The organism is Paenibacillus vulneris (genome assembly GCF_039543185.1).
GTDB classification, from domain to species: Bacteria; Bacillota; Bacilli; order Paenibacillales; family NBRC-103111; genus Paenibacillus_S; species Paenibacillus_S vulneris.
Window position 1 is genome coordinate 96,241 of sequence record NZ_BAABJG010000052.1, and the last position, 14,818, is coordinate 111,058.

The 14,818-nt window shown below is 49.3% G+C and carries 11 protein-coding genes; 10 read left to right on the forward strand and 1 reads right to left on the reverse strand.

Annotation, left to right across the window (positions count from 1 at the left end; genetic code table 11):
- Window positions 1–72 precede the first annotated feature (72 nt).
- Window positions 73–3,459 carry a discoidin domain-containing protein gene (locus ABEA66_RS32430; protein ID WP_345594118.1) on the forward strand — a complete coding sequence of 1,129 codons (3,387 nt, stop codon included), beginning with the start codon at window positions 73–75 and terminating at the stop codon, window positions 3,457–3,459.
- A 220-nt stretch (window positions 3,460–3,679) separates the two neighbouring features.
- On the opposite strand, the gene ABEA66_RS32435 is transcribed toward ABEA66_RS32430, so the two are convergent.
- Entirely contained in the window at window positions 3,680–4,582 is a 903-nt protein-coding gene (locus tag ABEA66_RS32435; protein WP_345594120.1) for an AraC family transcriptional regulator, read from the reverse strand.
- A 171-nt stretch (window positions 4,583–4,753) separates the two neighbouring features.
- Here ABEA66_RS32435 and ABEA66_RS32440 point away from each other — a divergent pair, with 171 nt between their 5' ends.
- The 9 genes from ABEA66_RS32440 (at window position 4,754) to ABEA66_RS32480 (ending at window position 14,633) form a co-directional block, all read left to right on the forward strand.
- Entirely contained in the window at window positions 4,754–6,040 is a 1,287-nt protein-coding gene (locus ABEA66_RS32440) for an ABC transporter substrate-binding protein (protein ID WP_079913083.1), read from the forward strand.
- A 151-nt stretch (window positions 6,041–6,191) separates the two neighbouring features.
- On the forward strand, window positions 6,192–7,073 hold the full coding sequence (locus ABEA66_RS32445) for a hypothetical protein (RefSeq protein WP_345594123.1): 882 nt from the start codon (window positions 6,192–6,194) through the stop codon (window positions 7,071–7,073).
- 688 nt (window positions 7,074–7,761) lie between these two features.
- Window positions 7,762–8,469 (forward strand): response regulator transcription factor, encoded by a 708-nt coding sequence (locus tag ABEA66_RS32450; RefSeq protein WP_345594222.1) that lies wholly within the window; start codon window positions 7,762–7,764, stop codon window positions 8,467–8,469.
- Window positions 8,466–9,464, forward strand: a complete 999-nt coding sequence (locus ABEA66_RS32455; protein ID WP_345594125.1) for a sensor histidine kinase — start codon at window positions 8,466–8,468, stop codon at window positions 9,462–9,464. Before ABEA66_RS32450 ends, ABEA66_RS32455 begins: the two co-directional genes overlap by 4 nt.
- A 177-nt stretch (window positions 9,465–9,641) precedes the next feature.
- Window positions 9,642–10,370 (forward strand): ABC transporter ATP-binding protein, encoded by a 729-nt coding sequence (locus ABEA66_RS32460; protein ID WP_345594127.1) that lies wholly within the window; start codon window positions 9,642–9,644, stop codon window positions 10,368–10,370.
- The gene (locus ABEA66_RS32465) at window positions 10,367–11,158 is read left to right on the forward strand and encodes an ABC transporter permease (RefSeq protein ID WP_345594129.1); all 792 of its coding nucleotides are present in this window, start codon (window positions 10,367–10,369) and stop codon (window positions 11,156–11,158) included. The genes ABEA66_RS32460 and ABEA66_RS32465 overlap by 4 nt, the downstream gene beginning before the upstream one ends.
- Window positions 11,159–11,169: 11 nt before the next feature.
- Window positions 11,170–11,934, forward strand: coding sequence for an ABC transporter permease (locus ABEA66_RS32470; RefSeq protein ID WP_345594131.1), 765 nt, complete (start codon window positions 11,170–11,172; stop codon window positions 11,932–11,934).
- Between the two features lie 37 nt (window positions 11,935–11,971).
- Window positions 11,972–12,751, forward strand: coding sequence for an ABC transporter ATP-binding protein (locus tag ABEA66_RS32475; RefSeq protein ID WP_345594133.1), 780 nt, complete (start codon window positions 11,972–11,974; stop codon window positions 12,749–12,751).
- A complete protein-coding gene (locus tag ABEA66_RS32480) occupies window positions 12,717–14,633 on the forward strand; it encodes an FtsX-like permease family protein (protein ID WP_345594135.1) in 1,917 nt (638 codons plus the stop codon). The genes ABEA66_RS32475 and ABEA66_RS32480 overlap by 35 nt, the downstream gene beginning before the upstream one ends.
- Window positions 14,634–14,818 lie beyond the last annotated feature (185 nt).

The following is a 14,818-nucleotide window of genomic DNA, read 5'->3' on the forward strand; positions in this document are numbered from 1 at the left end:
GTTTCTTTGCGAGATAGAGATGGGGATGCAATATCGCGGATGCGAAGAAGTAAGAATAAGGAGAACAATTGGATGATTGGATCATTACCGCAGCCTATATCGCTTCACGGAGTTTGGCGTTTTCAGCTTGATGAGAATAATGTTGGCATCCAGGAAACATGGTATAACCGACATAGCTTTGCCCATACGATCCTGCTCCCGGGCACGTTACAGGCTCAAGGCTTTGGTCACAAAATTTCGGCCGATACGCCATTCGTTGACGGCTTGCACGACCGCTTATGGTTTTTGCGAGAGGAATATAAGGAATTTACCGAGAAGGATCATACCAAGGTTCCTTTTTTATCACAACCGGTTAGGCATTATATTGGGGCAGCCTGGTACCAGACCGACATCGATATTCCTCCGGAATGGGAACATAAGCGTGTGGAGCTTCATCTTGAACGCGCACGATGGAAAACATCGGTTTGGATTGATGATCAGAGCTTTGGCGATTACGATAGTCTTTGCGCTGAACACATCTACGATCTTGGTATATTACGAAAGGGGAAACATGTATTAACCATTAGGGTAGATAACAGTATGATTTATCCCTATCGCCCTGATGCCCATGCTGTGTCGGATTCCGTGGGAAACACATGGAATGGGATCGTCGGCACAATGGAGCTTGTTCCCAAGTCTCTCACAGGGTTCGACGATATTTCCGTTTACCCGGATTATTCAACCAAGAGCGCGCTTGTTAAAATCCATATTACCAATCAAAGCGGAAGCCGGCATCATGGTGCTATTGTCATAAAAAAGACGATAAACCTTAATTGCTCAGACAATGACAAATACCCGACGATTAGCGATAACGAGACCTTTCATGCCGATATTGACCACGAAGGTGGGATTATAGAGTATACCGTGCAGCTGGGGGAGAACGCCTCCCTGTGGGATGAATTTAATCCCGCTCTGCATCAATTGGATATTACCCTTACAGATCGGCAAAGCGGTGAGATCGTTGATACGAAATCCATAACATTTGGTCTTAGAAATATTACAACTCAAGGGAGAAATTTCGTACTCAACGGAAGAAATATTAGCTTTAGAGGAACCCATGATGCAGGCTGCTTTCCTTTGACAGGCTCCCCTTCGACGGATGTAGAGGAGTGGAGAAGAATCATGTCTATATGTAAACAATGGGGCATGAATCATATCCGCTATCATTCCTGGTGCCCGCCTGAGGCGGCATTTGTTGCAGCTGATGAGGCAGGCATATACCTTCAGATAGAAACCGGCATGTGGAATTATTTTATTCCGGGAGGCGTTATTGAACAGCAGCTGCATGTTGAGACGGATAGAATTATCAAAGCGTACGGCAACCATGCATCCTTTCTCCTGCTATCATCAGGCAATGAGCCGCATGGGAATTATAAACCTTGTGTGAGAAGCTGGGTTGCAAAGTACAGGAAGCTGGACAACAGACGTCTCTACTGCGCCCAGTCAGGCTGGTTTTGGCCCAGGGACGGTGAACCTGTTGACGGAACGGATTATTATTACACGTGCAGCCGTGGGGAAGGAAGAATGAGAGGCATCCACGGCTGGTTTGGCCGTGATTATTCCAAATACCTCGAAGATATGGAAGTTCCTTTCCTGTCTCATGAAGTAGGCCAATATTGCGCCTATCCTGATTTTTCAATCATCCCTAAGTTCACAGGTTATTTGCGTGCCGGAAACTATGACATATTCAAGCATTCTCTGGAAAAACATAACATGCTCCATAAGAATGCGGACTTTGTGCAGGCATCAGGAATACTTCAGGCAGCGGCTTATAAGGAGGAAGTGGAAGCCAACCTTCGTACGTTCGGCTATTCCGGTTTTTCACTACTGGATCTGCATGATTATCTTGGCCAAGGAAGTGCCCTTGTAGGCTTACTGGATGCCTTTTGGGAGCCAAAGCCTTACATTAATCCCGATCAGTTCAGACGTTTTTGTGCTCCGGTCGTTCCGCTTGCAAGATTAAACAAATTGGTATATACAGCGAGTGATACTTTATGTGCGGACCTCGAAATCGCTTGCTTTGCCGAGGAGGATTTACTTGGGGAAACCATATATTGGAAAATTACAGATGAAAGCGGCAAGGTGTTTATCAACGGCAGTTTTGATAATCAAGACATTAGAACGGGAAGAAATTCTTTCATCGGGACAATAGAGACCGATTTAGGCGGCCTTCCAGCACCTTCAGCTTATAAACTCGTCATTGGCGTCGAGAATACAGCTATTGAAAATGACTGGAAGTTCTGGGTCTACCCGGCGAAGAGCGATTTTTCAACCTTCGATAGTGTCCATGTTACAAAAAGCTTTAGCGAGGCTGTGCGTTTATTAAAAAACGGCGAAAAGGTTTTATTCTTGCCGGCAGCGGAAAGTCTGGATTATCATTGCCCGCCGCTCTCGATATTGCCGCCGTTTTGGAATACGCAGATGGGCCCGAAATGGTCAAGAAGTCTCGGGCTTTGGTGCGATACGGCACACCCGGCACTCGCGGAATTCCCCACCTCCTGCGGTATGGAATGGCAATGGGCTGAGATCGTTGATAATGCCCGCGGCATCAATATCGAAGCATTACCTGATGAAGTAGAGCCTTTCATCTGGCCTATAGACGATTGGAACCGTAATTATAAGCTCGCTTTGGCGTTCGAATGCAATCTTTATAACGGCAAGCTGGTGGTATGTTCCGCCAATCTTGTAAAGGATCTTGATCAAAGACCGGCAGCAAGACAGCTCCTATACTCCATTCTAAAATATATGGACAGCACTGACTTTCAACCTAAAGTCAAAGTGACCAAGAAGCAGCTTCAATCATTTCTATTTGATACGGCGGTCATGAAAAGATTGAATACAACAGTGAAGCTCGTTGAAGAGGAACCAAGTGATAGCAGGGATATTAAGGTGGATTTGACAGCACCCGACACTTCAATTGACCGTATACTAGACGGCGACCCTAACACGTATTGGCTTGCAGGCGGACCCTACGGCGGGAAGTATCCTTTTGTTCTGGAATTTGAGGTGGACCGGCCCGTCTCGGTACGGGGAATCCATGTGATGCCCAGACAAAACCATAGGGATGCGGAAGGGGCAGTAAGAAGATATGAAGTATACGCTTCGCTGGACGGCAATGAATGGATTCATGCTGCATCCGGAGAGTTCTCGGCATCGTTCGACTTAAAAAGAGTATACTTCGATAGCAGTATGATGCTCCGGAAGCTTCGGCTTAAATTAATGGAGGGCTTCGGAGCCGAGGACGTATTTTATTGGATAAGAGATAACGGTTTCAGATCAACCCGCGCCCCATATCAGGATGAATGCGCATCGTTAGCCGAGGTTTCGTTTATCTGTGATGAAAGCAGTGAATCCATACATTCAGATAATATAAAGATTCAATATAAACAAGTGGGCACTGCATCAGAGGAGATCTACTAGGAGATAGAACCCTCACCGGCTCCGGCATCAAATAAAGTGTCCCGAAAAAACAGTCGCAGATTACTGGCGGTCAAGCCGGTGCCCTGCGGCTTTTTGTCGTTACTGTCTTTCCTCGTAGGCCAAAGGCGTATTTTCTGATGGGAAAATTCGGTAGATCTGGGTCCAGCGAAGGAAATTGGATTCCCGAATATCTCTCCGTAGGCATTGGGAAAAAGGGATATCAGAACTTCCCGTCCCTGCTTGAAGACTTTCTGTACTGGGTGGGTGACATCCCCGTATGCTCTTTGAACTTTTTGCAAAAATAGCTGCCCGATGAGTATTCGGCCGAACGCGCTACCTCATCTATGGTGAGCATTGTCCCGGTCAGCAGCTTCTTGGCAATTTCCAGCTTTTCGTGCGATAGCTTCTGCTTGAAGGTCATTTGAAATTGTTTTTTCATAAGCCTATGCAAATGGCGCTTGCTGACCTTTAACTCGCTCGCCATTTGCTCCAGCGACATATCCGGTGTTTCTGCGTTCATAAGCGCATCGAGCAGATGCTCTCTTTTTTCGTTTAAGGTTTTGCGGGGCAGCGTGTAATCAGCTTTATTCTGGCCGCGGTAGCTGCGAACCGCGTTGACGATAATCTGGGACACGTAACTTCGGATGTTATGGTAGTAGCCGATCAGCCGGTTATCTAATTCGTTCATAATTTTCTGGAACAGCTCCATGCTGCCGTACTCGTCCTCTCCGAACCAGAATCGCGTAGAAGTTAGCGTTTCGATCATCAGGTCGGATTCGATGCGGAGGTACTCGTTGTCCTGCTTTCTTTTCTTCAAAACAGTAATATCGAAGGTAATACAGCATTCCGCAAGCGGGTTATCGGCAGAGGTCGTTTGCTCATGATAGATCATCGGGCCTGTCAGATAAAACGTATTGGGCTTCAGTGTGTAATGCTCTCCCTCGGCGATGAGCCGGCCGTACCCGTATGGTATGAAATGCAGCTCGTAACCGCCGTGCGCGTGGTTCCTATTAACCCGTTGGGAGGCAGGAACGAATCGGATATACCATACGTTAATTTGCAAATGTCCCATCTGAATCCGTAAGTCCAGCTCGTCGTAATCCCGGCGAAATTGAATGTCCATCTCACACTTCTCCCTGAATTGTACAATTAGGACATTTGGATTACAAAATTGTCCATTATGTCTATTTTAAACCAAATAAACGTCTGATACCATAACAAAATGTAAGGGTTTACAAGTTAACACATACGATGTCATGCCAGAGCTTTAGAACGAAAAGGGAGGTAGGGTCCAATGGTTCTTCCATTTATGAAGAAAACAGCGGTCATCTTTACACTAGCTGCCATATCTGCTTCATGCAGCAACGCGGTCAGCCCGCCTAAGGAACCAACAGTCGAGGCGCAACCGGTCACACTGAAAATTTACATGTGGGATGCGATTTTCCAGGAAGATGCGTTTCAGAAGCTGATTGCTGAGCCTGTCAAGAAAAAATACCCGAACATAACCCTGCAGCAGATAGTGCGTGGACCGGGCATGCAGCCAGAGAACCTTGTAGCCAGCGGCGACAATGAAGTGGATATCATTATGGCCTGGAACGACGTGTTAGTCCAGTTTCAGGATTTAAAGCTGATCGGCGATATGACAGCGGACATTAAGAAAGCGGGAATGGACCTTGGTCGATTCGACGAACAAGTGTTAGACGGGATGCGGGATGGGGACAAGAAAGAGATTTTGTACGGTCTGCCGTTCGCGCAAGATTTTTATGCTTTGTTTTATAACAAAGATTTGTTTGATAAGTTCGGTGTAGCTTATCCGCAGGATGGGATGACTTGGGAAGATACGATTGAGCTGGCTAAGAAGATGACTCGTGAAGATGGAGGAATCCAGTATAAGGGGCTCGATCCTGAAGGGCCGGAAAAGCTCGGCAATTCGCTGTCCCTGCCGTTTGTCGACCCGAAAACGCAGAAGGCCACACTGGATACCGAAGGGTGGAAAAGAGTATTCGAAACCTTGAAGCAAATATATAGTATCCCAGGTAACCAGAATACGATATCGAATCATGCGGGAACGGTTAACCGCTTCGCCAAGGACAAAAATGTCGCAATGTACGCATCCCATGGCGTGATAAGCGGCCTCGCGCAATCGGATGTAAATTGGGATATAGCCCAATACCCGAGCTTCGCAGATAAACCTAATGTGTACGGCATGGTTAAGGCATACAGCCTCTGTATCACGACGACAAGTAAACATCGCGAGCAGGCGATGCAGGCGCTTCAAGTGATGACTTCGGACGAAGTGCAGCTTGCGTACACAAAATCGACCGCTTTGCTGTCGGCGCTGAAAAATCCGGAGATGAACAAACATTTTGGCGAGGATCTGCCTCTATTGAAGGGGAAGCATATTGAGGGGATTTTTAAGAGCAAACCGGCACCCTTCGTTGCCCAATCATTGTATTCCGGTAAAGCGCGTCCGCCCCTAGAAGCAAAATTCAAAGACGTAATGGCTGGCAAAGATATCAATACGGCGCTGAGGGAAGCGCAGGAAGAAGCGACAAAGCAGATCGATGCGTTGAAGAAGTAATCCGCACTCGAATGGAGAGGAAGCGGAGGATTCCTATCAACTAGCATTAGCAGCCCAATTTATGGATGTGTTTCCTTCACTTTGTATAAGTTTTGTCCGATATAATAGATAGACATACCCCTTAGTTACAGAGAGGACAGGAGGAAACAGGATGAATTTTGAGCCGCTTAGAGGCCAGCAGGCTGCTCTTATTAACTCTGACAGCCTACGGATCGATCCGACAGCCAAACAATCCGCACCGCCGCAGCTCCAAGAAAAAGTACTTTCTGGATTCGTCGTTCGAGACTCCGTAGAGATTAGCGAAACCGGCAGACAACTGGCAGAAGGCGATCTTAAGTCACAGCCTATGAAGTATTTCGGTACAACCCAGATCAACGATTCGTTAAGCCGGGTTTTGGAAGGACAGCCAGAAGAAGTATCCAATGCAGTGTACAGGATGATCGAGTCCAATTTTATCGTTGACGGAACAGTAACGGATGATAGTCAGCGAGCTGTGCTGCTGGAGATGGGACTATCCCAATCCAGGTATATTGCAGAGCATTATATGGAAGGCGGTAAAGCCAAACAATTTCTGGACACGATGGACAGGATCGCTGCGATTGCTTCTACACGATCCATTGACCCAGGGACCGGGGATATTAGCTACACGACTCCTCCAGATCGCCCGGTAGGTGCCCCCGAGGACTACATCAAACCATCGGAACTGATGAAGCTGGTAGCTCCCCAGCAATATACCGCGTTCGAAAATGACATAAAAAATGGGGGGAATGGGCTGAGCCATTTGCTGGATTTTGTACGAAAGATTCCCCAAAACCCCGGTTGGATAGAGAGATATAAGGAGCATACGAAGCAGACTGAGGCGGTATTGAATAACGTGGAGCTAACAAACCGGTTTGAAAAAGCCGATACGACATCAGCCTCCGCCTTTATGAACAGTATGCAGGATCTCCTTAAGGAATCGACTGCCGTAAACGATTCTTACCTTAGGAATATGCGGGAATTTTTCCGGGGCCTGGGCGTTCAGGTTCATTGAGCCCGATAAAGCCGGGAAGACTAACGCGGAGGCCGGAGTCATGCTTCCGCTTGCTCTACAGAAACAAGGAAGCAGTATGACAACGTGTCCATGGACCCCGAATAAGAGGACAAAAATGGAGGTACAGCGATCCCCCCAATTTCACGTTTAATTGAAAATGGAGGGTATCGCTGCACCATTCATACAGACTCACGCCGGATGAACTGACGGCTGCCTATGATCAGATAAAGGACAAACGTGAAGGAGGCAATGAACAGGAAGGGGATCAGGTCCCCTATAGGCGACAGCGACGTATGCTGAGAACACAACTTCGAACACCCCCTTACAATCCTGTGCGGATAGAACGCCCAATCCTGCATTGACCCCTGTATCCACGATGATCAATAGCAGGAATACTCCACTCACCAATGAACCTTCCGCCATTCACTCCAAATAATTCGAAACATGATAAACTCACACCTTTAAAATTCAATTTTTGTAAATCTCCATGCGCTCCAACTGAAATTAGTAAGGGCAGCAGCGGACGATTTCCAACACCTTCGTTAACTCGTGGATTTTGATGACATCGTCCATAATAAACATTTCCTCCGATACTTATTTGGCTTTGCGTTGACTTGTCTCAAAAGAACATGTTAGTTTGGTCTTAACCGCACTTATTTAATTAGAACTTCCGTATCGAAAGAGGTTGATGACCACGTACACGATATATATTGTCGAAGACGACGCCAAACTATCTGGCTTGCTTCGCTCTTATGTCATAAAATACGGCTTCGAGGCCAAAGAAACGGATAACTTCGACAATGTGCTGGAAGGCTTCAAAGCCTCTGGCGCTCATCTCGTGCTGCTCGATGTAAACCTGCCAAAATACGACGGCTTCTATTGGTGTCGGCAAATTCGGGCGCACTCACATTGCCCCATCGTGTTCATCTCTGCACGGGAAAGCCAGATGGACCAGGTGATGGCGCTGGAAAACGGGGCCGACGATTATATTACGAAGCCTTTTCATTATGAAGTCGTGCTGGCCAAAATCAGAAGCCATTTAAGAAGAGCGTACGGATCTTATTCCGCGGCGCAGGGCGAAAGAACGGTTGAAGCCGGAGGTCTTGTTCTGTATCCGGAACGCTTCGTCGTGATGCGTGAACAATCGTCGGCTGAACTGACCCAAAAAGAAGCGGTTTTGCTAGAGGCGTTGATGGCTAAAGCGGGACGCGTCGTGAGTAGAGACCGCCTGCTGGATTTGATGTGGGAAGGGCATCACTTTATCGATGACAACACATTAAACGTATACATCACGCGCGTCCGCAAAAAGCTGAAAGAGCTTGGCCTAAGCGATTGCTTGGAAACGGTGCGCGGGGCGGGCTACCGCTTGAGTTCCGGTGCCGGAGGCATGTCATGAAACTGTTCTGGAAGGACCATGCTCCGCTGCTGCTGTTTTACTTCGCACAAATGCCACTCGTGCCGCTGCTGTACTGGCTTACGGGCGAAGGACGCTCTATCGAGATTGCGCTTTACGGGATGTTGCTTAGCATCTCCGTTCTAACGCTTTACTTGGGTTATCGGTACTATAGCCAGAAGGGGCTGTACCGGCAGCTTAGCACCCCGCCTTTACAAGGAAACGAAGCGTTGGAACCGCTAGGGGAGACGCCGTTGGCGGAAGCAACGCGCGAACTGTTAAACCATTACGACCGGTATGGGCAGGAACAGCTGCTTCGTTACCGCAGCAGCATGGAGCAGCATATTGTCTTCGTCCATCGCTGGGTGCATCAAATGAAAACACCGCTATCGGTCATACAGCTTACGGCGGAAGAGCTGGACGGTCCGGAGGCAGACAGTATTATGGAAGAACTGGAACGGCTGAAAAAAGGAATGGAGATGGTTATCCATACGTCCAGGCTGGAACGTTTCGAGCAAGATTTCAAGGTCGGAAGGACACCGCTGCTGCAGGTCGTGAGCCAAGCGCTGGCCGAGAATCGCAGGCTGTTCATTCGTAAAGGCATAACGCCGAATATTCAGTTGGAAGAGCATTGGATCGTTTACAGCGATGCCAAGTGGCTGCAATTCATGCTGGGACAATTACTTATTAATGCGGCCAACTATACGGCGGGAGAAGGAAAAAAGGTCTTCGTGCGTGCTTACGAACGCGATGCGGATACAGTTCTTGAAATTCGCGACCAGGGCATCGGGATTGCCAAGGAAGATTTAAACCGCGTATTTAACCCATATTTTACAGGCGAGCGCGGCCGCCTTTACCACGAATCGACAGGGATGGGTTTATATTTGGTACGGGAAATTTGCAATCGGCTCGGTCATACGGTCGAATTGGAGTCCGAGCCTGGCATGGGCACCGTTGTCCGGCTGACGTTTGGCCAGTACAAGCCACCTGTTTCGTAACTGAGCCGTCCACCGCTCCGGTTAGCTGCCCGCCTGCTTGTAGACCGCTGCTTGGTATGAGAACACCCGAACATAACCTTAAATGGAGTGTAAGCCTGCGTTAAGGTAAATCGATAGCGGCACCGCTTAAGTTCTTGTACATTGGAGAGGAACAAGAATATGCGGGAGGAAACAGCCATGTCGAACTTTATTATGGAAGTGGATCGGGTGACCAAAACGATCGGCCAACGCACCCTTATTTCTGAATGCTCTTTTTCACTCAAAGAAGGCAAAATATACGGATTTCTCGGACCGAACGGCGCAGGCAAGACGACCTTGATGCGCCTCATGACGGGCCTGCTCCGGCCAACAAGCGGCAGTATACGCATCGACTCGTTCGACGTTCGGACCCAACGGGAACAAGCGCTGTCCCGGGTTGGCGCGATCATCGAATCCCCTGTCTTCTTCGACTATATGACGGGCAGACAAGTGCTTCGCAATTTGTCGAGGCTGCACCCGGACATTTCCCCTGCAGCCAGGGAAGCGCATCTTGAGCAATTGCTGCAAACGGTCGGCCTTGCCGCCAGAGGAGACGACCGGGTAAAAACTTATTCGCTCGGGATGAAACAGCGGCTCGGAATCGCCCAATCGCTGCTTGGCAGCCCCCGGCTGCTGCTGCTCGATGAGCCTTCCAACGGGCTCGACCCTATAGGCATGCGGGAGCTGCGAGATCTCATTTTCCGCTTGCGTGACTCGGGGAACTATGCGTTCTTCATATCGAGTCATTTGCTTGACGAATTGCAGCAGGTGTGTGACGAACTAATTGTCATCCGGGAAGGCAAGCTCCTGTGGAACGGTCCCGCCCGGGAATTGGTCAAAGACGGGCAGCGGCTGGAGGACGTTTTCCTGGAGCTGATGAATTCATGAGGACGCTAATCTATTGCGAATTGTCCCGTTTATGGCGTCAGCGTTGGTTTTGGCTCGTCATTCTTGTCCTGCCGATGTTCGCCTATATTACGGGCAGTCATTATTTATGGATCAATTCGCTCGGCGAGAACATCACCTCCGGCATGTTTCTGATTGTCGGGCTGCAGGAAAATTTGTTCTTGTCTTCCAATATTGTTGTCGCTGCGCTTGCGGCTGCCTTGTTTACGGAAGAATACCGCAGCGGCCGGTTGCGGCTTTTGTTTATACGCCGTTATACGCGGGGGCAAATATTTGTCAGCAAGCTTCTTGCACTCCACATTACTGTCCTCTTGCTGCTGCTCGTTCTCGGAATATGTCTGGCGATTGTCGGCTTCGTCCGGTTTCCAGAAGAGGCGAGCGGCCGGTGGCCGGTTGTGATCGGATATACAGCCGGTTATTATACACTTGCTTATGCGACGTTGGCCGCCATCGGCAGCTTGTTTGTTTGTATCGCGATGTATAGCAAACAGGTAACGTTTGCGCTTGGAGCCTGTATGATTTACATCCTGGCCACATTGCTGCTTGACGGTCTCTATTTGAAATTTGCCGCCTTGTTCTCGGGTCTACCATATGTTCGTGACGTGTTGGCCTTTATGCTGGTTCCCTATATGCAGCATACGGGCTTGAACAAAGCGCTGTCCGGGGAAACGTCGATGATTGGGGCGCTGCCGACTATTATTTTACTGCACATTGCCGTATTTACGGTTATTGCCTATCGCCGTTTTGTCGCTAACGATTACGTACATTAGGAGGAATAACGATGTGGGGACTATGGGTAAGCGAAATAGAGCGAATCTGGAGAAGGAAGCGGATGATCGCCTTTGGCGGCGTTTATTTGCTGCTGCTGCTCAGTAATATGTGGATGCTTATGCTCAGCGGCTGGGGACAATACCGGTTTGGTGGCCGGGTCGAGATGCACGAGCTGAGCGCGCCGTGGTTTATGATGGAAGGCATCTCTTTACTGCTGGTCATGGCGATTCTGCCGATTTTGTTTGTAGAGCATTTGGGCGGCGAAATTCATTCCGGCGCTTACCGGATGTACATGCTGCGGTCGTTCAGCCGGTTCCGGCTTTGGCTTGCCAAGCTGCTTGCACTGATCGCAACGATTGGAGTGTTTATGGGAACGACCTGCCTGATCGCCTTCGCTTGCGGTCGATTGTTTTTTCTGCACAGCGACACTGTCCTTATCTATGGTGCTGAGGTTCCTATAGCTTCGACGGCGGCGGCGCTTTACACTATCAAGGTATATTTGCTGCTGGCCTTGGTTTGTGTACTGAAGCTGGCGCTGAGCAGTATGGTATGTCTGTTTGTGCCAAGACCATTGATGGCCTATATCGTTATCTTTGTCGGTTCCATTGCCGCACTGTATTTGAACAAAGAACTCGTTCTTTTATTCGATCCGTTCCAGCGTATTTTAACCGCGCTCAGTCCGGAAGGCTGGCCGAAATTTTGGATATACGCCATAGGATTTACGGCTGTGTTTGCCGCGGCCAGCTTCTGGCGCTGGGAAAGAAGAGCAGTTTAAGCTAGCAAGCTTCAAACAAAAGCAGGGGGTGCATGTAATGAGCGTGCTCACCGTGAGTGGACTGAATAAAGTATATGCAGGCAAAGTGCCTACGCGTGCTCTTGCCGATATTCACTTGTCGATCGAGCGAGGGGAATTCGTCGGCATTATGGGGCCTTCCGGAAGCGGCAAAACGACACTTCTTAATGTGATTTCGACCATCGATACGCCGAGCTCCGGTGCGGTCCGCATAAACGGCTGCGATCCTTACAGCATGAAGAAAGCGGATCTGGCGAATTTCCGGCGCCTTCAGCTCGGCTTCGTCTTTCAGGAGTACAACCTGCTGGATACCCTCACGATTGCGGAAAATATCGTGTTGCCGCTGACGCTGGACTGCAAGCCGTTTGACGAGATGGAAGCGGGACTTGCAAGGGTTGCTGATCGGCTCGGAATTACCGATATTTTGAACAAGCGTATCTACGAGGTTTCTGGCGGCCAGCGTCAACGCGCGGCCATTGCCAGAGCAATCATTGCTTCTCCGGCGTTGCTGCTTGCGGACGAACCGACGGGTGCGCTCGACTCGGGCGCTTCCCGCGCCGTGATGGAGTCGCTGGAGAACATCAACCGGAAGGATCGGACCACCATCATGCTGGTTACGCACGATCCGCAGGCCGCAAGCTACTGCAGCCGGATCGTATTCATTAAGGACGGAAGGATCGCGGCCGAAATTCATCGCGGCGACAGCCGGCAAACGTTCTTCCAACGCATTATGGACATGCTGTCGTTTTGGGGAGGGTATACGCATGAGCATGAGTTTCCCTCAATTCGTCAAGATTAACTTGAAGCGAAATGCACACGCTTATTTCGCCTATTTTATAAGCAACTCCATGACGGTCATGATTTTTTTCTCATTCGCCATTTTTGCGTTTCATCCGGAAATCGGGCAAATCCCGCTGGGATTTAAAAAACGCGCGGCGCTGCTGCTTGCCGAATTCGTGATCTTTTTGTTCGCCATGTTCTTTGTGGCGTATTCCACCCGCATGTTTGTGAAATCCCGCCACCGGGAATTCGGGCTGCTGCTTGTTTTAGGCGCTCATCCGCGCCAGATAGGCAGGCTAGTGCGGCTGGAAAGTATGGCGATCGGCACCGGCGCAATCCTCATCGGAATGGCCGGTGGCCTGCTTTTGTCCAAGCTCTTCCTGCTGATCGCCGTGAAAAACACGGACATGCGGGAGCTTTCCTTCTATTGGCCAATATTGGCTATATGGGTTACGATCGTTTCATTTTCCGGCCTGTTTGCAGCCCTCTCGTGGTTTACGCTGCTCTTAATTCGCAAGAGCAGCGTAAAAGAGCTGCTGCAGGGGAGCGGATCGTCCCCAAAAGAGCCGGCTGCGTCGATCACTCTATCCTTAACCGGCATTGCATTGCTGGCTGGCAGCTGCCTGTTGCTCCAGGCCGACAAGCTTGCACCCAAGCATGTGTTCCTTGCGGCGGCGCTTGGCATTGCGGGCACTTATTTGTTTTATTCCCAGCTGTCGGTGCTGATGATTCGCCTATTGATGCGGAGTCGCAAAGCCGTATGGAGGGGGATAAACTTGCTTTGGCTTTCCGAGATGGCTTACAAGCTGAAAGACAACGCGCGGATATTGTTTCTCGTAACCGTTGTGACCTCCATAGCATGCATGAGCGTAAGCATTGTGCTTTCCTTGAATTTGTCGAATCGGGACAGCTATAGGACCAATCCTTTTGCTTTCCAGTATTTTAGTTTCAATGATGAACAAACCGGACGGGATTTAGAAAAAATCAACAGACTGTTGGAGGATGCAAAGGCGGATTACCAGGAATTAAAGGTGGAAACCAGCTTTAAAGGCACAAGCCACCCATCGGCCGCTTCAGTAGAAGTTATAGCTGCGAGCAGCTTCAACAAGCTTGCAGCTCCGATGAATCTCGACGAAGCGTCTCTCGCGGACGGACAAGCGATTCTGGTTCGCTCCCCCGGCACAACGGCGGGGCGCAATCGGTCCGATCAAGTTATACTTCATTCCGGCCCGACACTGCATATTGCCAAGGTGCTCGTCCATCCGCTGCCGTTCCTGACCTTAACGAACATGCTAGTCGTGAACGATTCGACGTACCAATCCATCAAGAAAGGTGCCGAGGTCAAGACCGTGTTTCTTTATTATGTCCCTACATGGAATAGCGGGCAGCTTCCCGAGGCAGAAAGCCCGGAGGCAGTTATTGGCGGCAAGCTGGAGCAGCGGCTGGAAGCCACTGACTTGTATCACCCGGGGTCCAATCGTATATTCATGCGGGCAAGGGAGTATTGGAGCTTAAAGCAGGCATTTTCTTTATTCTGTTTCATCGGTTTTTTTGTGGCTCTTATTTTCTCCGCGGCATCCGCCAGCTTCTTATACTTTAAGCTGCACTCCGATCTTGCATCAGCCCGTGATAAATATCGTGCACTATCTAAACTTGGTTTAAGCGAACGGGATATGGGCAGGGCGGCCACACGGCAAATCGGCCTGCTGTTCTTTGTTCCCGTTCTGGTGTCTTCCGTACAAACGCTGATCGTAATGCGTCCGATTCTGGAGACAATGTACGTGTATACCATATACGAGCCCATTCTGGCTACATCCGCTTTGTTTTTAGGAGCCCAGACATTATATTTTTTTCTTGTCCGCTCCCGCTACTTGCGCCGCTTGAAAAAAATGACGGTATGATCCAAAAGTGTACGGCAGTGACGACGAAAAAACCGTCGACGACGGACTTCGACGGGGAGAACTGCCGTATGACAAAAACCAGAGGAGGACCTCTGGTTTTTGTCATGATCAACAATTATAGGCATAATTTTATTAACCTTTTTATAGTACGGTGTATCACAAAATCCTGTGCTGTTCCCAAGCCA

What these genes read in the sequence shown, in the direction of transcription:
- ABEA66_RS32480 (WP_345594135.1), top strand. Translation starts at nt 12,717, where the DNA reads ATGAGCATGAGTTTCCCTCAATTCGTCAAGATTAACTTGAAGCGAAAT.
- ABEA66_RS32445 (WP_345594123.1), top strand. Translation starts at nt 6,192, where the DNA reads ATGAATTTTGAGCCGCTTAGAGGCCAGCAGGCTGCTCTTATTAACTCT.
- ABEA66_RS32435 (WP_345594120.1), bottom strand. Translation starts at nt 4,582, where the DNA reads ATGGACATTCAATTTCGCCGGGATTACGACGAGCTGGACTTACGGATT.
- ABEA66_RS32465 (WP_345594129.1), top strand. Translation starts at nt 10,367, where the DNA reads ATGAGGACGCTAATCTATTGCGAATTGTCCCGTTTATGGCGTCAGCGT.
- ABEA66_RS32455 (WP_345594125.1), top strand. Translation starts at nt 8,466, where the DNA reads ATGAAACTGTTCTGGAAGGACCATGCTCCGCTGCTGCTGTTTTACTTC.
- ABEA66_RS32430 (WP_345594118.1), top strand. Translation starts at nt 73, where the DNA reads ATGATTGGATCATTACCGCAGCCTATATCGCTTCACGGAGTTTGGCGT.
- ABEA66_RS32440 (WP_079913083.1), top strand. Translation starts at nt 4,754, where the DNA reads ATGGTTCTTCCATTTATGAAGAAAACAGCGGTCATCTTTACACTAGCT.
- ABEA66_RS32475 (WP_345594133.1), top strand. Translation starts at nt 11,972, where the DNA reads ATGAGCGTGCTCACCGTGAGTGGACTGAATAAAGTATATGCAGGCAAA.
- ABEA66_RS32460 (WP_345594127.1), top strand. Translation starts at nt 9,642, where the DNA reads ATGTCGAACTTTATTATGGAAGTGGATCGGGTGACCAAAACGATCGGC.
- ABEA66_RS32470 (WP_345594131.1), top strand. Translation starts at nt 11,170, where the DNA reads ATGTGGGGACTATGGGTAAGCGAAATAGAGCGAATCTGGAGAAGGAAG.
- ABEA66_RS32450 (WP_345594222.1), top strand. Translation starts at nt 7,762, where the DNA reads ATGACCACGTACACGATATATATTGTCGAAGACGACGCCAAACTATCT.